Genomic DNA, 19358 nt, shown 5'->3' with positions numbered 1-19358 from the left:
ATAAAAACATCACTGGAGCGCATATGAGTAGCATAGTTACTGGGTGGAAAACACAATACAAATCATACAATCAAAATATTAAACTATTCATTCTTACGACTATTTTTACACAGTTAGGCATGGGTATGTTCACAATCATGTATAACTTCTATGTACGAGAACTTGGCTATTCTGAGCAAACAAATGGAACAATTATTGCCATGACAGCTTTGGCGTCCGCCATCATCCTTGTACCTGCAGGTCTCATGAGTGACAAGTTTGGAAGAAAAAAAGTGATGGTACTAGGTGTGGCTGTTTCAACAATCTCTTTCTTTGCGAGAAGTATTTTAGATGTAGAACAGCTACTAGTAATGACAGCCTTTTTAACAGGTTTGTCGACGGCGTTTATTCAAGTTTCTGGTGTCCCATGGTTAGCGGAAAACTCAACGTCTGCACAAAGGGTTCATCTCTTTAGTTTTCATTCTGCCATCATGATGGTCGCCCAAGTAGTTGGAAACATCGCAGGTGGGGCATTGTCTGATGCCTTCCAATATATTTTTCATATGAGTGGACTTTGGAGTGTGAGAATCACGCTTCTAATCGCAACGATTATCTATGTTGCAGGAATTCTACCAATCATTAAAATGAATGAACAACGCAGGAAACGACCAGATAATAATAGAGTAGAATCATTTGGTCAAAAATTAAAAGCGAATAAATCACAAATTAAATTAATCGCGATGTTTGCTTTTGCACAGATGATTATCGGCTTTGGTTCCGGATTAGTTATCCCGTATTTAAATTTGTATTTTGCAGATCGCTTTCTAGCTAGTAATACAATAATCGGTATCATACTCTCTTTGGGACAAGCAGCAACTGCAGTTGCAATGATTATTGGCCCCTACATTGTCAGTAAGGTAGGAGAGGTTCGTGCAGTGGTTTATTTGCAATTATCGTCCCTTCCATTCCTATTACTTACAGGGTATACCGAAAATCTTTACATAGCAGCCATTGCCTTTTTATTTAGACAGGCATTAATGAATGCGGGGAACCCGATTCAAGCATCTCTAGTTATGGGACGTGTGAACGATTCGATGAAGGGTCTAGCCAATTCAGTGAATCAAATGGTGTTTTCATTAGGATGGGCATTAATGGGACCTGTATCGACATCAATTGTGATGATCCATGGGGCTTATTGGGGCTATGCTTATGTATTTACAATCACATCTGTCTTATATTTAATTGGGTCCCTTTATTTCCTAATTGTTTTCAGTAGAAAGTCCTTTCGTGATGAAGAAAAAACTTTCGCGAAAATATCATAATAGGTAAACTAGAAACAGTTCATTTAAAGTTGTCGAAATAAAGTATGAAATTTTGAATTCCCCATTTTTTCTAAAAATACAGTTGACTTGTAATTGAAAAAGAGTTAACATCAATTTAAAGTATTAGTATAAAAACTTCATATCGATAATCTTATCAAGAGTGGTGGAGGGAATGGCCCTATGAAGCCCGGCAACCGGTAATTTACACGGTGCTAATTCCAACAGACAATTTTTTGTCTGAGAGATAAGGAGAGAAACCATACATACACCTCTTCTTATCGAAGAGGTTTTTTAATTTGTATAAACAAAAAGGTAGAGGAGAGATTTCAAATGAGTGAAAAACAAAAAAACTATAGACCAGAAACAATCGCAATACATGGTGGCCTTGAAGCAGATCCTGTAACAGGAGCAAGAGCTGTACCAATCTACCAATCAAATGCATATAAATTTAATACTACAGAGCATGCAGCAAATCTATTTGGGCTAAAAGAAAATGGTTATATTTATACTCGTATCCATAATCCAACTACAACTGTTTTTGAAGAAAGAGTAGCACAATTAGAGGGTGGAGTTGGTGCATTGGCAGTTTCAAGTGGAATGGCTGCAATTACAACAGCAATTTTGAATATCGCGGGTGCTGGAGATGAGATTGTATCTGCTTCTACACTTTACGGTGGAACTTATAACCTATTTGCTAACACACTACCTAAATATGGAATTAAGACCCATTTGGTAGAACCAACAAATCCGGAAAACTTCCGTCAAGCGATTACTCCGAATACAAAAGCAATTTTTGCTGAAACAATCGGAAACCCAAGTTTAGATATCCTTGATATTGAGGCTGTTGCAACGATTGCTCATGAAGCTGGAATTCCGTTAATTATTGACAATACATTTGCAACACCATACTTATGTAGACCAATTGAGCATGGGGCAGATATTGTTGTACATTCTGCTACAAAGTGGTTACTAGGGAATGGAACAACGATGGGTGGAATTATTGTTGATGGTGGTAAATTTGATTGGAATTCACCAAAATTCCCAGGATTTACAACGCCAGACCCAAGCTACCATGATTTAGTCTTTGCCGATGCTTTAGGACCTGTTGCTTATATCATCAAAGCGAGAGTTCAACTTCTTCGCGATCTAGGTCCAGCTTTGAGTCCTTTTAATTCATTCCAGTTTAACCTGGGTCTTGAGACATTACATGTTCGTATGAAGGAACATATCGCAAATACGAAAAAAGTTGTTTCATATCTTAAAAATCATCCTGGGGTTGAATGGGTATTGTATCCTGGTGAAGACGATCACCCTAACAAACAATTAGCAGATAAATACCTGCCAAAGGGTGCTGGATCTGTTGTTGTATTCGGTATTAAAGGCGGAAAAGAAGCTGGAGAGAAATTAATCAATAATGTGGAGCTTTGGTCACATGTTGCAAACGTTGGCGATGCGAAGAGTTTAATCATCCACCCAGCTAGCACTACACACCAACAATTGAGTCCAGAAGATCTAAAATTATCAGGTGTTTCAGAAGACTTAGTTCGCTTATCGGTTGGAATTGAGAATATAGAAGATCTTTTAGAGGATTTAGAGCAAGCCATTAAAGCAGCAAATGGAACTAGTTCAGTTACACCTTTACCAACAATCTAACGAATTAACATTGGTACATTAGTCATGTTTTTCCATTGACACCTTACCTTGCAGGTGATAAGATAACCTTCGAGTTGTTTAGTACGATAAAAAGTAAATAAATATGATTACTCTTATTTAGAGTGGTGGAGGGATGTGCCCGATGAAGCCCAGCAACCGTCAACATCTGTTGAAAAGGTGCCAATTCACACAAAGCAAAGCTTTGGAAGATGAGAGGAAGGAATCAGATAACGGTGCCTTTCTGCTCTTTTAATTGCAGAAAGGCTTTTTCAATTAGTAATTACTTTTTATATCGTATAAACTAAACATAGTTCTCTTTAGATAGAAGGTGAATTACGTGATAACACTAAAAAATGTGAAGAAGATTTATAAGACGAAAAACAATTCTGTTACAGCAGTTAATGATATTAACTTGGAAATCAATGAAGGTGAAATTTTTGGCATTATCGGGTACAGTGGTGCTGGTAAAAGCTCACTTATTCGTTTGCTGAATGGTCTCGAAAATCCAACTGAAGGTACAGTTTCAGTTGCTGGCCATGATATCACTTCTATAAAAGGAAAAGCTTTGCGTGACGCACGTCAAGAAATAAGCATGATCTTTCAGCACTTCAACCTTTTATGGTCGCGAACAGTGAGAGAAAATATATCATTTCCACTTGAGATCGCGAAAGTTCCGAGAGCCAAACGTGAAGAACGAGTGACAGAGTTGATTAAGCTAGTCGGATTAGAAGGAAGAGAAGATGCTTATCCTTCACAGCTAAGTGGCGGTCAAAAGCAAAGGGTAGGTATCGCACGAGCACTAGCTAATAACCCGAAGGTTTTGCTATGTGACGAGGCAACATCTGCATTAGACCCGCAAACGACTGACTCAATCTTAGATTTGCTTGTAGATATCAATGAACGATTAGGATTAACGATTGTATTAATTACCCACGAAATGCACGTTATCCGTAAAATTTGTCACCGTGTTGCCGTTATGGAAAATGGCGCAATTGTTGAGCAAGGAAAGGTGCTTGATGTGTTTAAAAAGCCACAAGCTCAAATAACTAAACGTTTTGTGCAGCAAGTGACAGAGCCTGAGGAAACAAAAGAAATGATTGAGCATTTGCTTGAGCGTTATCCAAATGGAAGAGTCGTTCAGCTCACTTTTGTTGGGGAAGATGCAGAAAAACCATTAATCACTTCTTTAATCCGAGACTTTAATGTTGAAGTGAATATTTTACAAGGAAAGATTTCACAAACCCAAAATGGATCTTATGGTACATTGTTCATTCATCTTGCTGGTGGACTGAATGAGGTTACTTCAGCCATTGAATTTATTCGGAAACAACGAGTAGAAGCTGAGGTGATTGAAAATGTTTGAACAATTCCAGGAACTTCTTAAATGGGAAAAACAGGTTAAAGATTATCAAGCATTAAATTGGGGAAATCTCTGGGAAGCAACCCAAGAAACCTTATATATGACTGGGATTTCGGTGCTTGCAACCTTTATTATAGGTCTGTTTTTAGGATTGGTCCTCTTTTTAACGGATAAAGGGAATGCCTGGGAAAATTCTGTGGTAAATCGAATTGTGTCTGCACTTGTTAATATTTTTCGATCCATACCATTTATTATCCTTATTGTATTATTAATACCTTTTACGAAAATTGTAATGGGTTCAATGCTAGGACCGAATGCGGCATTACCGTCCTTAATTATAGGGTCGGCACCGTTTTACGCAAGAATGGTTGAAATTGCTTTACGTGAAATAGATAAAGGTGTAATTGAGGCTTCTCATTCAATGGGAGCAACTAATTCGACCATTATTTTTAAAGTATTAATTCCAGAATCCCTACCAGCCTTAATCTCAGGGATTACAGTGACTGCGATTTCATTAGTAGGCTTCACTGCTATGGCCGGTGTTATCGGTGCTGGTGGATTAGGTCATTTTGCCTATCTATATGGCTTCCAAAGTAACAAACCAGTCATTACATTTATTGCCACAATTGCAATATTAATTTTGGTATTTATCATTCAATTCGTGGGTGATTACTTTACAAAACAAACAGATAAGAGATAACAGGAGGAACACAAATGAAAAAATTTCTTTTTGTATTATTAATTGGATTATTTTCCCTTACATTAGCTGCTTGTGGGTCAGGTGATAAAACAGATGAGGGTGGCAACACAAAAGAAGCTGAAGGCAATAAAGAATTAATCGTTGGTGCATCAGCAGTTCCACATGCCGAAGTGCTTGAAGAAGCTAAACCTTTATTAAAGGAAAAAGGAATTGACCTTAAAATTGAAGTGTTTACTGATTACATTTTGCCAAACGTAGCCCTTCATGAAAAAGAGCTTGATGCAAACTACTTCCAAACACCTGGTTATTTAGAGTTACAATTAGAGGAAAATCCGGACTTTGATTTTGTAAGTGTTGGAGAAATCCATAAAGAGCCAATTGGAGTATATTCTAAAAAATATAGTAGTTTAAAAGAGCTTCCTGATGGTGCAAAAATCATCATGAGCAATTCATTTAGTGACCACGGTCGTATTTTGCCGATTTTTGAAAGAGAAGGTGTCATCAAACTTAAAGAGGGTGTTGGTAATCAAGCAAGGGTTGAAGACATCGTTGAAAATCCAAAAAATCTAGATTTTTCAACTTTAATTGAAGCGAAACTTCTTGCTACTTCATTTGAAAATGGTGAAGGAGACGCGGTTGTTATTAACACAAACTATGCACTTGAGGGTGGAGTAAATATCGCAGAGGATGGCATTGCCTTTGAAGGAGATGATGTGGTCCCTGCAAACTTAGTCGTTGTTAACAAAGGTGACGAAGACCGTGAAGAAATCAAGGCATTAGTTGAAGTATTGAAATCTGAAGAAATTCAGAATTTCATTGAAGAAAAATATGCTGGTGCGGTGACTACAGTAAAATAATAAATGAGAAGAAGCTTGCCATTTGGTAAGCTTCTTTTCATTTATTGATTATTTGGGAGGAATATAAAGGAATTTGCCTTAATTCTTTATCTCGTGTTGATCATAATCCCAGACAGCAAAATTAGAATAGGTAGCTTAAAATATTGCATTTTCTCGTGATTGTAGTAAAACGTTGCCAGTGGTACCATTATAACCGTGTTAAGAAAAACACATAAAAAAGAAGGGATTGATTCATTATCAATCGAATCCGTTTAAATTATACGGGCGAAATGGAAAAGGCAATGCATCAGGCACATGGGATTGGCTATGAGGATTACTGTCGAAAGTTCAAGGAACGGTTACGGGTGGAAAAAAACCGTGAACAAGAATATAAACAAGGTCGAATGATTGTTGCTCAAATTGATGGTAGAATTCATACTTAAACAAAAAGAATAGTGATTAGACCCAGTGCCCTCACACTGGGTTTTTAATATGGATACTTTATTATAGAATGAATTCATTTAATGTGAGAAAAATAAACGGGAGCTAAAAGGCTATAAATATGCATAAATCCCCTTCATCCTTACATATCTTAGTAAATTATGTTATCTTAGTGATGGACAAGTTTTAGGATAATCATTCTCAGAGTACGCTTGAAAATTCACGGTAAAAATTAAACCATCTCGTTGCCAAACGTGTAATCTTATAAGCAATGTGTAAAGGTTGATATCACTTTGAATTTGTTATAAGATTGTAATGAGAATAAAGTGAGAATAAAGTTTTGACTTAATTAGTCATTACTATACAAAATATTTTTTGTCTAATGGAGGTAGTAGTTATGGCAGGATCTACTTTAGTAATAAAGGATCTTCATGTCGAAATCGAAGGCAAGGAGATTTTAAAAGGAGTAAACCTTGAAATAAAAGGCGGAGAAATTCACGCAATCATGGGACCAAATGGTACAGGTAAATCAACTTTATCATCTGCAATCATGGGTCATCCTAAATATGAGGTTACAAGTGGTAGCGTTACTTTAGATGGTGAAGATGTATTAGAAATGGAAGTTGATGAGCGTGCTCGCGCTGGTCTTTTCCTAGCTATGCAATATCCAAGTGAAATCAGTGGTGTTACAAATGCCGACTTCCTTCGTTCTGCAATCAACGCACGACGTGAAGAAGGCGATGAAATTTCATTAATGAAATTCATCCGTACAATGGATAAGAACATGGAATACCTAGAAATGGATCCTGATATGGCCCAACGTTATCTAAACGAAGGCTTTTCAGGTGGAGAAAAGAAACGTAATGAAATCCTGCAATTAATGATGATTGAGCCTAAGATTGCAATCCTTGACGAGATTGACTCAGGACTTGACATTGATGCATTGAAGGTTGTTTCTAAAGGAATCAATGAAATGCGCGGCGAAGAGTTTGGTTGCTTAATCATCACTCACTACCAACGCTTACTAAACTATATTACACCAGATAAAGTACATGTTATGATGCAAGGACGTATTGTGAAATCTGGTGGTCCAGAGCTTGCTCAACGTCTAGAAGCAGAAGGATATGATTGGATCAAGCAAGAACTAGGAATTGAAGATGAAACTGTAGATCAAGAAGCGTAAGCGTTAGGAGGATTATTATGACAATCGATACGAAATTACCATTTGATAAAGATTATGTCAGAGGTTTTTCGTCTACTCTTGGTGAACCAACCTGGCTACAGGATCTTCGCTTACAAGCTCTTGAAAAAGCAGAAGACCTTCCGATGCCAAAACCAGATAAAACCAAAATTGATAAATGGAACTTTACTCAATTTGCAAAGCATGTTGTGGAAAGTGCTCCATATACTTCATTGGACGAATTACCTGAAGAAATCAAATCATTAATTCATGTTGAAGAGGAAAAGAATATATATATTCAACGTAATAATACACCAGCTTTTATTTCTCTTACAGAAGATGTAAAAGCAAGTGGCGTTATTTTTACAGATATTCATACAGCTGCTCGTGAACATGGTGATCTTCTTCAAAAATATTTTATGACAGAAGCTGTTAAGGTTGACGAACACCGTCTTACTGCACTTCATGCTGCACTCGTTAATGGTGGTGCTTTCGTATATGTTCCTAAAAATGTTGAAGTATCAGTTCCATTACATGCAGTATTTATTCAAGAAAACGGAGAAGCGGCTACTTTTAACCATGTAATTGTTGTTGCTGAAGATAATAGTTCTGTTACGTATGTTGAAAACTATATCTCAACAACTAACTCTGTGAATACAGTTGTGAATATTGTGTCAGAAGTTATTGCAGGCAGTAATGCGAAGGTAACCTATGGTGCAGTAGATGCATTGGCAACAGGAAATACTACCTACGTAACTCGTCGTGGTGTAATCGGCCGTGATAGCAAAATCGAGTGGGCTCTAGGTCTCATGAATGATGGCGACACAATCTCAGAAAATATCACGAATTTAGTTGGTGATGGTTCTCTTGCTGATACAAAGACAGTCGTTGTTGGCCGTGGCGAACAAAAGCAAAACTTCACCACAAGAATTACTCACCATGGTAAAAATTCAGAAGGCTATATTTTGAAACATGGTGTTATGAAAGACAGCGCAAGCTCAATCTTTAATGGTATTGGGCATATCGAACATGGCGCTTCGAAATCAAATGCAGAACAAGAATCAAGAGTATTAATGCTTAGCGAAAAAGCTCGTGGAGATGCAAACCCAATTTTACTTATTGATGAAGATGATGTTACAGCAGGTCACGCTGCATCTGTTGGTAGGGTTGACCCAGTACAATTATATTATTTAATGAGCCGTGGTATTCCGCAGAAGGAAGCTGAACGCTTAGTGATTCATGGATTCCTTGCACCAGTTGTTAACCAACTTCCAATTGAAGGTGTTAAAAAGCAACTAGTTGAGGTAATCGAAAGGAAAGTAAGATAATGAATATCCAAGATATTCGTTCCATGTTCCCTATCTTAGATCAAGAGGTTAATGGAAAACCTCTTGTCTATTTGGACAGTGCTGCAACATCTCAAAAACCTGTTACTGTTATTGAAACGCTTGATCGCTACTATCGTGAATATAATTCAAATGTACACCGAGGGGTTCATACTCTTGGTACAAAAGCTACTGATGCTTATGAAAATGCTCGTGAAAAGGTTCGCAAATACATCAATGCATCCTCTATTCAAGAGGTTATTTTTACCAGAGGAACAACAACTGCAATTAATACAATTGCGGAAAGCTATGGGCGTGAACATCTTAATGAGGGCGATGAAATTGTTATTACCTACATGGAACACCATGCTAATATTATTCCTTGGCAGCAAATTGCAAAACGTACTGGTGCGAAATTGAAATATATTCCTCTACAGGAGGATGGTTCAATTGATGTAAAGGATGTTGAAGCAACTGTTACAAATCAAACTAAGATTGTATCAGTCGTAATGGTTTCGAACGTGCTAGGAGCAATAAACCCTATAAAAGAGATTACCGAAATAGCACATCGTAATGGAGCAATCATGGTTGTTGATGGTGCACAAGCCGCTCCACATATGAAAATTGATGTGAAGGACCTTGATTGTGATTTCCTTGCTTTTTCAGGTCATAAAATGTGTGGACCAACAGGTATCGGTGTGTTATATGGCAAGAAAGCCTTACTTGAAAAAATGGAGCCAGTTGAAACTGGCGGTGAAATGATTGATTTCGTTGACCTTTACGAATCAACATGGAAAGAGCTTCCTTGGAAATTCGAAGCAGGAACGCCAATTATCGCTGGAGCCATTGGATTAGGTGCTGCAATTGACTTTTTAGAAGATATTGGGCTTGATCAAATCCTTGAGCATGAGCACAATTTAGCAAATTATGCAATGGAACGATTATCGGAAGTCGAGGGTCTAACGATATATGGACCTAAACATCGTGCAGGACTTGTAACCTTCAATATTGATGATGTTCATCCACATGATGTTGCGACAGTCTTAGATGCAGATGGTGTTGCTGTAAGAGCCGGTCATCACTGTGCACAACCATTAATGAAATGGTTGAAGGTTTCAGCTACCGCTCGTGCAAGTTTTTACCTCTATAATACCGAAGAAGAAATTGATAAACTAGTTGAAGGACTCATTAAAACAAAGGAGTATTTCAGCAATGGATTCTAACATAAATCTTGATACCTTGTACCGACAAGTGATTATGGATCACTATAAAAAGCCTAGAAATCGTGGGGTCATTCAAGAAGGTGCATTAACAATTGACATGAATAACCCGACTTGTGGAGACCGTATTCATCTTACTCTAAAAGTGGAGGATGGTGTCGTTCAAGACGCTAAATACGACGGTGAGGGATGTTCCATCTCGATGTCATCGGCATCCATGATGACTCAAGCGATTAAAGGAAAGAATATTGAAGATGCATTAAAAATGTCAAAAATCTTCTCAGAAATGATGCTAGGAAATGAATATGATGATAGCATTGATTTAGGAGATATTGAAGCACTTCAGGGCGTTTCAAAATTCCCAGCACGTATTAAATGTGCAACATTAGCTTGGAAGGCAATGGAAAAGGGATTTAAGAACGAGCAAAATGAATCGTGAGTGAACTCTCGCAGATAGTATGACGGGTGTTCCTTACAAAGAATGGAGTGAAGTTAAATGGCAAAGAAAATGCCTGAGATTGGCGATTATAAATATGGCTTTGCAGATAAAGACGTTTCTATCTTCCGTTCAGAACGTGGTTTAACAAAGGAAATTGTTGAAGAAATCTCTCGCATGAAGGAAGAGCCTCAGTGGATGTTAGATTTCCGTCTAAAATCCTTAGAGCATTTCTATAACATGCCTATGCCACAATGGGGTGGAGACTTAAATAGCTTAAACTTTGATGAAATTACGTATTATGTAAAACCATCTGAGAAATCTGAGAAGTCTTGGGATGAAGTTCCTGAAGAAATCAAAGCTACTTTTGATAAATTAGGAATTCCTGAAGCAGAGCAAAAATACCTTGCGGGTGTTTCTGCTCAGTATGAGTCAGAGGTTGTATACCATAATATGAAGGAAGAACTTACAAATCTGGGAATCGTATTTAAGGATACAGATTCAGCTCTTAAAGAAAATGAAGACATTTTCCGTGAGCACTGGGCAAAAGTAATTCCTCCAACCGATAACAAGTTTGCTGCATTGAACTCAGCAGTTTGGTCTGGTGGATCATTCATCTATGTACCACCAGGTGTCAAGGTTGATACACCACTTCAAGCATACTTCCGTATCAACTCTGAAAACATGGGTCAGTTCGAGCGTACATTAATTATTGTGGATGAAGGTGCAAGTGTACACTATGTTGAAGGATGTACAGCCCCTGTTTATACAACAAACTCACTTCACAGTGCGGTTGTTGAAATCATCATTAAAAAGGATGCTTATTGTCGTTATACAACGATCCAAAACTGGGCAAACAATGTGTATAACCTAGTTACTAAGCGTGCAGTTTGTGATGCAAATGCAACAATGGAATGGGTCGATGGCAACATTGGTTCGAAATTAACAATGAAATACCCTGCTGTTATCCTTCGTGGTGAAGGGGCTCGTGGTATGACACTTTCTATCGCAATCGCGGGGAAAGGCCAACACCAAGATGCAGGTGCGAAAATGCATCACCTTGCGCCAAATACAACATCATCGATTGTTTCGAAATCAATTTCAAAACATGGTGGTAAAGTAACATACCGTGGTATCGTTCACTTTGGACGTAAAGCGGATGGTGCTCGTTCAAATATCGAATGTGATACATTAATTATGGATAATCAGTCAACCTCTGATACAATTCCATATAATGAAATCCTGAACGACAATATCTCATTAGAGCACGAAGCAAAGGTTTCAAAAGTATCTGAGGAACAATTATTCTATCTGATGAGCCGTGGTATTTCTGAACAAGAAGCTACTGAAATGATTGTAATGGGCTTTATTGAGCCATTTACAAAAGAACTTCCAATGGAATACGCAGTTGAAATGAACCGTTTAATCAAGTTCGAGATGGAAGGTTCGATTGGATAAATTTTTAAAACCCTTGTCACAACAATAATTGTGGCAAGGATTTTTTTTGTTTCTATTCATGTATTGCTTTATTTGAATCCTACAATCCCAGTCTCCTTATAAATTTATCGTTGAAACCCTGATAGCAAAAAAAATTATTATAAGCTAAAACCTTGGTGGATGTAGTTTTCGAAATATACAATCAAATCAGTCAATTGAATACTCAGAAAATATTGACAAGTCAAATATTTAAGACTATAATTAGCTTTGAAATGTTTGACTATTTGTCAGACAAACCTGCAAATTCTTTCAAAGAAAGTTGATTCATTGCAAATTAATTTTAAAGGGGGCGGTAGTGAAAAGGTTCGGCTAGACAAATTTTAATTTTGTTAAGGGGAGTGTTTTTTTATATGGAAGTGAAAGCGCATACACCCAGAAACAACTTAGAACCTGAAAGGAAATTTAAAGCACGCTGGATTATTATGATTTTGATATTTATTAGTACAATTCTTGCTTACACCGATCGTTCTAACATATCAATCGTAGCTGTACCTATTATGGAGGAATATGGTTGGAATGAACAACAATTCGGGCTATTAGCCTCCGCGTTTTTTGCAGGATATTTATTGCTTGGTATACCTGCGGGTTGGTTGTCAGATAAGTATGGAGGAGTGAAATTATTAGGGCTTGGAGTTATTCTCTGGTCTGTATTTACAATGGCTACTCCACTTGCCTGGGGATTAACATCGATGTTAATCATTCGATTTCTTCTTGGAGTCGGAGAAGCAATTAATTTCCCTTCACACACCTCAATTGTCTCAAGATGGTCACCTATCAGTTCCAGGGGTCGCTGGCAGGGCCTGAATATGTCCGGGATGGCTCTGGGAGTTGCGATAGCTGCACCTATTACCGCATGGATTTCGTCTGATTTTGGCTGGCAATCATCATTTTATTTGTTCGGTGCATTGGGGATTATTTGGGGAGTTATATGGTTTATAACTGCTACTGATAAACCTGAAAAAAACCGTTTTATTACTAAAAAAGAGTTAGAAGAATTGGAAATTGCAGAACAGACCAGCAAACCTAAATCAGATGAGGTAGTTAAAATTCAATGGAAAAAGTTATTCCGGACAAAAGAGGTTCTAGGTATTACTATAATTTACTTTTTCCAGAATTATAATTGGTATTTATATTTGACATGGCTCCCAGCATATTTCATGAATGAAAGAGGTTTTACTCTTTTAGCAACAGGAATGTTCGCAGTTTTCCCATATTTAGGGGCATTTCTTTCAATGAATTTAACAGGATTATTTTCCGATAAACTTTCAAAAAGGGTCAGTTTAACACAAGCAAGAAGAATACCAATATATATTTCATTTATTGGTACAGGAGTATTTATGGCACTAGGTGCATACACACCTAATGAATGGGTAGCACTTGCCTATATTACTTTATCTGTAACATTCCTTGGGATGAACTTCTCCTCATTTTGGACATTGCCTATTGATATCGGTCCTAAAAGTGCAGGAACACTATCAGGTATAATGAATACCTCCGGAACTGTTGCAGGTATTATTGCACCAACCTTGACGGGTGTTCTTATCGTAGCATTTGGTTCATGGGAATTTGTTTTGTTTACGGGTGCAGGTCTTGCTATTCTAGGTGCATTATTAACCCGTGTTATGATTTCTGCTAAACAAGTTTTAGAATAATTGGTTTTAACTTTATTAATGAAATTGATATCGCTTTCATTAGTATGGAGGTCTAATAATGACTAATAATCCAACCTTGTTACATGATCGAATTCATTATTTACAATCTCAACTACAAGAAGAGGGGATTTTTGCTGCTCTTATTCAGAAACCTAGAAATTTGTATTACTATGCACAGACAAGTCAACCAAGTAATTTATGGGTTCCAGCGGAAGGTGAACCTATTCTATTCACTAGAAGAGCACATGAATTTACTCGTGAACAAACACATATTAAAAATGTAATAAATGCAGGTAATTTAAAGGAAATGAAAGCGTATTTAATTGGTTTGGATATGTTTCCATCCTTTAACCATTACATTGGCGCAGAAATTGATTTTTTACCCTATAACTTAGTAAAAAAGTTAGAAAGTACTATTGATACTGGCAAATTGATAAACATTACAAATATTATTATGGAACAGAGATTAGTAAAATCTGATGATGAAGTGCAAAAAATCCGTAATTCAGCAAAATTGTGGAAGTTGTCCCATGAAGCTATTTTAGAACATGGAAGAGCAGGACAAAAGGAACATGAAATAGCCGCTATCTTTGAGTCGGAAGCAAGAAAGAATGGCGGTGATGGTTTAGTATGGTTTCATCGATGGGATGCCTGTTTGCCAGGTGGAGGCATAGTAGCGTCGGGGGAGAATTCCTGGGTTATTTCAGGTCATGCTATGACAGTGACTGGCGTGGGGTTAAGTAATGCATTACCTTGGGGTTCCTCAAACCGCCATTTGAAAAATGGTGACCTGATGGTGTTGGATTATGGGATTTCCAAAGAAGGCTACCATAGTGATATGGCTAGAACATACTCGATAGGAAAAGCATCAATTAAACAGATAGACTTATGGAATAAATTATTAGATGTTCATTTTCAAGTAATTGATAAAGTTCGCCCAGGCATCTCGGGAGCTGAATTATATGAATTTGCTCTAAATCTCGTAAAGCAAAGAAACATGGAAGAGTTTTTTATGGGCATCGGTGATAATCGAGGTGAATATATAGGTCATTCTATAGGTTTAGAACTAGATGAATTTCCTGTAATTGGACCTAAAGCCAAAGAGCCTTTTAAAGAAAATACAGTTATCACACTAGAACCGAAATTTATGGTTCCTGAAATAGGTTCGGTAATGGTAGAAGATGATATTTTAATTACTCCAAACGGACATGAAATTATTGGGGAAGTAGGCCATGAATTATTTGAGATTAATTAGTTTTCTTTAATTTAATGCGATATTTAAGTATCGTAACCTATTAATCTAGCTGCTGGATTAAACAGCACACCCTTGAGCTAAATAAAAGATCAGCATTAGACATCATGTATCAAGAAACAAATCGTATGTTATATAAAGCTAATTTGCTTCACTCCCTTAAAACATATCAGTTTGTCATTTTTGGATACATACCTTTAATCACTATATGAGAGGGTTGTATTGATCAGAGTAAAATACATGATCGTCAGCTTTTTTTAGGTGTGTATCCCTGATATGTTTCAGCAGTGATGTCACAAGAAGAATTTTAATTTTTGAAAAATTCTGTTGACTCAGTGAACACTATTCCTTTAAGATATAATTAACAAACAAAAGATTGTCTGACAAACATACTTTTGAAAATTCCAGAAAATGCCCCTTTGTAATGAAAGCGTTTTTAAAATTTAATTAGGGAGTCTCAGTCATTCAATAATTACATTGGCGTAATATTAGATTTTTTACACTATAACTTAAAAAAAATAAAAATCATAATTCTGGGTAAAAACATTAAGAGCTTTTTTAAAAATACAATAAGTCAGACAAACATACAAACATACAATCATGTAAATAAATGTCTTAAAGGGTGTGAACCATGTTTAAGGAATTAAAAAAGAAGAAACGATTTGAAGAAATCATAGATCAAATCAAATATCTGCTTCTAAATAAAGAGTTGAAACTTGGGCAAAAATTACCTAACGAACTCGAACTTTCAGAATCTATGGGAGTTAGTCGTTCCTCGCTGAGGGAGGCATTAAAGGTTCTGAGTATCCTTGGAATTATCGAATCAAAGTCCGGTGAGGGTACTATTATAAAACAAGCGCAGCCTGAAAACTTAAAAGAGATTATGTCATTAGTAGCCGTTTCAGGAGGTTTGGATACACTTGAATTATTTGAGGCTAGAAGGATTCTTGAAAAAGCAACTGTTAGTATCGTTGCAAACCGACGAACAGAAGCTCATTTAAATCAAATTGAAAATATATTAAAAGAAATGGATAAACACTATGTAGATAGTGAGGAAGAAATGCAATCCAATTTTGATTTCTTATTTCATAAGTCAATCGTGGAAGCTTCTGAAAATAGGATGCTAGTCATTATCATTGGCGTGATTTCGGATTTACTTAGGGAACAAATACGTACCACAAGAAGTGAGTTAGCAACAACTCCACAAATATTAAAACGCTTTCAAAAGGAACATTGGGAAATATTTAATGCTATTAAAAATAAAGATCCAAATGAAGCTAGCAGGCTTATGGATGCCCATTTAAGTAATGCCCAATTAGAATTGGATTCTTTAAAAAATAAGTAAATTTAAAACTTCATTAATTAGGGTGAAGGAGGTGTTTTCTTGAAATCTATAGTCGATTCTTTTAATACGAAGGACGATGTATCATTAGGGAAATTTCTAAAGGAGGTGGAAAATAATACTCCGTTAAGTGTAGAAATTCTTAAAGAAAGTTACATTCGAAAAGGTAAAGCTCATATCATAGGGATCACAGGACCACCTGGAGCGGGTAAAAGTACTTTAGTCAGTAAAATGTGTAAGGTATTAGCCAAACAGGGGCTTTCAATAGGTATAGTTTGTGTGGACCCAACCAGTCCATTTACTCAAGGGGCATTACTAGGTGATCGAATTAGAATGCAGGAATTATCTAAATTGCCTAATGTGTTTACAAAAAGCTTGGCAACCCGAGGAAACCTTGGTGGTTTAGCCGCTTCAACTGCCGATATTGTAAATGTAATAGATGCATATGAAAAAGACGTTATTTTGGTTGAAACGGTTGGAGTAGGCCAAGTGGAATTTGAAATCATGAAAGTAGCTGACACCGTAGCCTTAGTTAATGTCCCTGGTTTAGGTGATTCATTACAAACATTAAAGGGAGGGATTATGGAGATTGCCGACCTTTATGTAATAAATCAGGCAGATAGACCGGGAGCTAATGAAAGTGTCAGAGACCTAAAAATGATGGTTAGAGAATTAGGAAAAACAGATTGGCAGCGACCCGTTCTTAAAACGATTGCTACGAGTGAAGAGGGTATTGAAGAATTAATTGAAAAAATCCATGAACACAGAGAGTATCTACAAAACTCAGAATTGTGGAAGAATAAACGAGAAGATCGAAATATTACTATATTAAAAAATATCGTTTTAGGTTTGCTCTCAGATGAAGCAAGGGAAATGATTCAATCAAATAAAGAACTGCAAGCAAAAATTGAAGAAGTTAAATACGGCAGGCTCGATCCAATTACAGTTTCTCATGAGATTGTCAATAATTTAGTTTCTAAATAAATTCAGTGGAGGTAAATTTATATGACTATTAATAATGTGGATCAGAAAGAAGCACTTTTTAATGAGGAAGTAATTAAGGAAATTGAAACTCAAAAAGAAAAATGGGCCAAGAAAACACTAAAAGACAAAGCTGGTGAAGGAGAATATTACTCCGATTCTGGTATTCCTATTAATCTACTATATACTCCAGATGATATTAAAGATATCGATTATTTAAAGGATATCGGTCTCCCTGGAGAGGAACCTTTTGTAAGGGGAGTATACCCTAATATGTACCGCGGTAGGTTATTTACAGTTCGACAAATAGCTGGATATGGGACTCCAGAGGACACCAACGAACGTTTTAAATTCCTACTTAAAAATGGTGCAACAGGTACAAGTGTTGTTCTAGATTTACCAACGATTCGTGGGTATGATTCTGATGATCCAGAAGGGGAAGGACATGTAGGAGCAGCAGGAGTAGCCATTGATTCATTGGAGGATATTGAAGCACTATATGAAGGTATCCCTATTGATGAAATTTCAAGTAATATTGTAACACACTTGCCAAGTACAACCGTAGTTGTGATGGCTATGTTTGTTGCGATGGCAGAAAAGAAAGGTATTCCATTAGAAAAACTATCAGGTACAAACCAAAACGACTTTTTAATGGAAACGACAATTGGCAGCTCTCTTGAAGTATTACCACCGAAGGCATCATTCAGATTACAATGTGATGCAATTGAATATGCTAGCAAAAATTTACCAAGATGGAACCCGGTAAGTTATAACGGCTATAACTTAAGAGAAGCGGGAACAACAGCTGTTCAAGAGGTAGCATGTGCAATAGCAAACGCAATTGCTACTACAGAGGAGTTAATTAGAAGAGGAAATAAAGTTGATGATTTTGCCAAAAGATTATCATTCTTTTGGAACTTGTTTAATGACTTTTTTGAAGAAATAGCAAAATGTAGAGCATCAAGACTTGTTTACCATGATGTAATGAAGAATCGCTTTAATGCTCAAGAACATAAATCTCAATTAATGCGTTTCCATGTCCAAACAGCTGGAATCACTTTAACTAAAGTTGAGCCACTAAATAATATTGCTCGCTCAGCTATTCAAGGTCTTGCTGCTGTACTTGGTGGCGCCCAATCTCTACACATTGATTCTTATGATGAGGCCTATTCCGCTCCAACAGAGGAGTCTGCATTAATCTCTATTAGAACACAACAAATCATTCAAGCTGAAACAAATGTGGTCAATACGGTAGATCCATTGGCTGGTTCGTATTTTGTAGAAAAATTAACTCAAGAAATGGCTCAGCGAATTCGAGATTATATCGAACTAATCGAATCCAAGGGTGGCTTAGTATCAGTAGTGGAATCAGGTTGGCTGCATAGAGAAATTTCAGATTTTGCGTACAAAACTCAACAGGATATTGAGAGTGGTAAATATAAAATAGTAGGTCTGAATTACTTTCCTACTGAAAACAGTAAAACCGATGTGGAAGTCTTTAGATATCCTGAGAATGCTGAAAAGATACAAAAAGAAAAATTAAAAAACCTTCGCCAAAAAAGGGATAATGAAAAAGTTCAGGAACTTTTAGCTCAATTGAGAGAGAAATGTCACCAAGATGTAAACTTAATGCCGTATATAAAGGAAGCTGTATTGGCTTATGCAACATTAGGTGAAATCGAAGAGGTATTCCGTGAAGAATTCGGACTATGGCAGTTCCCTCTAGTTTAATCGGACTAAAAAAACAACAATATTGGAGGTTTTCTGTATGCAAATAAAAGTAGTGATGGCTAAATTGGGTTTAGATATTCATTGGCGTGGAGCACTTGTAGTATCAAGAATGCTTAGGGATGAGGGAATGGAAGTTGTATATCTCGGAAATCAATTTCCAGAGCAAATCGTTGATGCCGCAATCCAAGAAGGAGCAGATGTAATTGGATTAAGTACTTTAGGAGGCAATCATTTAACATTAGGACCTAAAGTTGTTGAAATAGCAAAAGAAAAAGGCCTAGATGATGTTCTTATCATAATGGGGGGAGTTATTCCTGATGATGATATTCCTTTACTAAAGGAAGCTGGTATAGCGGAAGTATTTGGACCAGAGTCAAGAATAGAAGTTATGGCAAATACGATTCGAGAAAATGTCAAAAGAAAAGCATATGAGGCTAAGTAGAATCTTCAC

Annotated in this window: 17 protein-coding genes and 2 riboswitches; all 17 genes read left to right on the top strand. The window is 36.8% G+C overall.

Annotation, left to right across the window (positions count from 1 at the left end; all coding sequences use genetic code 11):
* Positions 1-23 precede the first annotated feature (23 nt).
* The 17 genes from V7138_RS20590 to V7138_RS20510 all read left to right on the top strand — a co-directional run bounded on the left by V7138_RS20590 (position 24) and on the right by V7138_RS20510 (position 19349).
* A complete protein-coding gene (locus V7138_RS20590) occupies positions 24-1301 on the top strand; it encodes an MFS transporter (RefSeq protein ID WP_335401050.1) in 1278 nt (425 codons plus the stop codon).
* Positions 1302-1449: 148 nt separating this feature from the next.
* A riboswitch (SAM riboswitch) is annotated at positions 1450-1552 on the top strand.
* A 79-nt stretch (positions 1553-1631) separates the two neighbouring features.
* Positions 1632-2954 (top strand): O-acetylhomoserine aminocarboxypropyltransferase/cysteine synthase family protein, encoded by a 1323-nt coding sequence (locus V7138_RS20585; protein WP_335401049.1) that lies wholly within the window; start codon positions 1632-1634, stop codon positions 2952-2954.
* A 110-nt stretch (positions 2955-3064) separates the two neighbouring features.
* A riboswitch (SAM riboswitch) is annotated at positions 3065-3170 on the top strand.
* Between the two features lie 121 nt (positions 3171-3291).
* Positions 3292-4317 (top strand): methionine ABC transporter ATP-binding protein, encoded by a 1026-nt coding sequence (locus tag V7138_RS20580; protein ID WP_335401047.1) that lies wholly within the window; start codon positions 3292-3294, stop codon positions 4315-4317.
* Positions 4310-5014, top strand: coding sequence for a methionine ABC transporter permease (locus tag V7138_RS20575; RefSeq protein WP_335401045.1), 705 nt, complete (start codon positions 4310-4312; stop codon positions 5012-5014). The genes V7138_RS20580 and V7138_RS20575 overlap by 8 nt, the downstream gene beginning before the upstream one ends.
* A gap of 14 nt (positions 5015-5028) precedes the next feature.
* Entirely contained in the window at positions 5029-5871 is an 843-nt protein-coding gene (locus V7138_RS20570; RefSeq protein WP_335401043.1) for a MetQ/NlpA family ABC transporter substrate-binding protein, read from the top strand.
* A gap of 269 nt (positions 5872-6140) precedes the next feature.
* Complete coding sequence (locus V7138_RS20565) at positions 6141-6293, top strand: hypothetical protein (protein WP_335401041.1); 153 nt, start codon at positions 6141-6143, stop codon at positions 6291-6293.
* Positions 6294-6688: 395 nt separating this feature from the next.
* The gene (gene sufC, locus V7138_RS20560) at positions 6689-7474 is read left to right on the top strand and encodes a Fe-S cluster assembly ATPase SufC (protein WP_335401039.1); all 786 of its coding nucleotides are present in this window, start codon (positions 6689-6691) and stop codon (positions 7472-7474) included.
* Positions 7475-7491: 17 nt separating this feature from the next.
* Positions 7492-8799: a Fe-S cluster assembly protein SufD gene (gene sufD / locus V7138_RS20555; RefSeq protein WP_335401038.1), complete on the top strand. Its 1308-nt coding sequence runs from the start codon at positions 7492-7494 to the stop codon at positions 8797-8799.
* Entirely contained in the window at positions 8799-10019 is a 1221-nt protein-coding gene (locus tag V7138_RS20550; protein ID WP_335401037.1) for a cysteine desulfurase, read from the top strand. Before sufD ends, V7138_RS20550 begins: the two co-directional genes overlap by 1 nt.
* Positions 10009-10455, top strand: coding sequence for a Fe-S cluster assembly sulfur transfer protein SufU (sufU, locus tag V7138_RS20545; RefSeq protein WP_335401035.1), 447 nt, complete (start codon positions 10009-10011; stop codon positions 10453-10455). Before V7138_RS20550 ends, sufU begins: the two co-directional genes overlap by 11 nt.
* A gap of 57 nt (positions 10456-10512) precedes the next feature.
* Positions 10513-11910 (top strand): Fe-S cluster assembly protein SufB, encoded by a 1398-nt coding sequence (gene sufB, locus V7138_RS20540; RefSeq protein ID WP_335401034.1) that lies wholly within the window; start codon positions 10513-10515, stop codon positions 11908-11910.
* Between the two features lie 389 nt (positions 11911-12299).
* Positions 12300-13601: an MFS transporter gene (locus V7138_RS20535; RefSeq protein ID WP_335401032.1), complete on the top strand. Its 1302-nt coding sequence runs from the start codon at positions 12300-12302 to the stop codon at positions 13599-13601.
* Positions 13602-13659: 58 nt separating this feature from the next.
* The gene (locus V7138_RS20530; RefSeq protein ID WP_335401030.1) at positions 13660-14856 is read left to right on the top strand and encodes a M24 family metallopeptidase; all 1197 of its coding nucleotides are present in this window, start codon (positions 13660-13662) and stop codon (positions 14854-14856) included.
* Positions 14857-15484: 628 nt separating this feature from the next.
* Positions 15485-16198, top strand: a complete 714-nt coding sequence (locus tag V7138_RS20525; RefSeq protein ID WP_335401028.1) for a FadR/GntR family transcriptional regulator — start codon at positions 15485-15487, stop codon at positions 16196-16198.
* Positions 16199-16237: 39 nt separating this feature from the next.
* Positions 16238-17179, top strand: coding sequence for a methylmalonyl Co-A mutase-associated GTPase MeaB (gene meaB / locus V7138_RS20520; RefSeq protein WP_335401027.1), 942 nt, complete (start codon positions 16238-16240; stop codon positions 17177-17179).
* 21 nt (positions 17180-17200) lie between these two features.
* Positions 17201-18907: an acyl-CoA mutase large subunit family protein gene (locus V7138_RS20515; RefSeq protein ID WP_335401025.1), complete on the top strand. Its 1707-nt coding sequence runs from the start codon at positions 17201-17203 to the stop codon at positions 18905-18907.
* 37 nt (positions 18908-18944) lie between these two features.
* Positions 18945-19349 (top strand): cobalamin B12-binding domain-containing protein, encoded by a 405-nt coding sequence (locus V7138_RS20510; RefSeq protein ID WP_335401023.1) that lies wholly within the window; start codon positions 18945-18947, stop codon positions 19347-19349.
* Positions 19350-19358 lie beyond the last annotated feature (9 nt).

The sequence above is a fragment of the Bacillus sp. JJ1533 genome (genome assembly GCF_036965045.1).
Lineage (GTDB): Bacteria > Bacillota > Bacilli > Bacillales > Bacillaceae_L > Ferdinandcohnia.
The sequence above is the reverse complement of the archived record's forward strand: the minus strand, read 5'-3'. Positions and strand labels throughout refer to the sequence as shown.

Bases quoted from the DNA above. Each gene is read 5' to 3' on its own strand.
- V7138_RS20570 (WP_335401043.1), top strand. From the start codon at position 5,029: ATGAAAAAATTTCTTTTTGTATTATTAATTGGATTATTTTCCCTTACA.
- V7138_RS20590 (WP_335401050.1), top strand. From the start codon at position 24: ATGAGTAGCATAGTTACTGGGTGGAAAACACAATACAAATCATACAAT.
- V7138_RS20530 (WP_335401030.1), top strand. From the start codon at position 13,660: ATGACTAATAATCCAACCTTGTTACATGATCGAATTCATTATTTACAA.
- V7138_RS20525 (WP_335401028.1), top strand. From the start codon at position 15,485: ATGTTTAAGGAATTAAAAAAGAAGAAACGATTTGAAGAAATCATAGAT.
- sufU (WP_335401035.1), top strand. From the start codon at position 10,009: ATGGATTCTAACATAAATCTTGATACCTTGTACCGACAAGTGATTATG.
- sufC (WP_335401039.1), top strand. From the start codon at position 6,689: ATGGCAGGATCTACTTTAGTAATAAAGGATCTTCATGTCGAAATCGAA.
- sufD (WP_335401038.1), top strand. From the start codon at position 7,492: ATGACAATCGATACGAAATTACCATTTGATAAAGATTATGTCAGAGGT.
- V7138_RS20550 (WP_335401037.1), top strand. From the start codon at position 8,799: ATGAATATCCAAGATATTCGTTCCATGTTCCCTATCTTAGATCAAGAG.
- V7138_RS20585 (WP_335401049.1), top strand. From the start codon at position 1,632: ATGAGTGAAAAACAAAAAAACTATAGACCAGAAACAATCGCAATACAT.
- V7138_RS20565 (WP_335401041.1), top strand. From the start codon at position 6,141: ATGGAAAAGGCAATGCATCAGGCACATGGGATTGGCTATGAGGATTAC.
- V7138_RS20575 (WP_335401045.1), top strand. From the start codon at position 4,310: ATGTTTGAACAATTCCAGGAACTTCTTAAATGGGAAAAACAGGTTAAA.
- sufB (WP_335401034.1), top strand. From the start codon at position 10,513: ATGGCAAAGAAAATGCCTGAGATTGGCGATTATAAATATGGCTTTGCA.
- V7138_RS20515 (WP_335401025.1), top strand. From the start codon at position 17,201: ATGACTATTAATAATGTGGATCAGAAAGAAGCACTTTTTAATGAGGAA.
- V7138_RS20535 (WP_335401032.1), top strand. From the start codon at position 12,300: ATGGAAGTGAAAGCGCATACACCCAGAAACAACTTAGAACCTGAAAGG.
- V7138_RS20510 (WP_335401023.1), top strand. From the start codon at position 18,945: ATGCAAATAAAAGTAGTGATGGCTAAATTGGGTTTAGATATTCATTGG.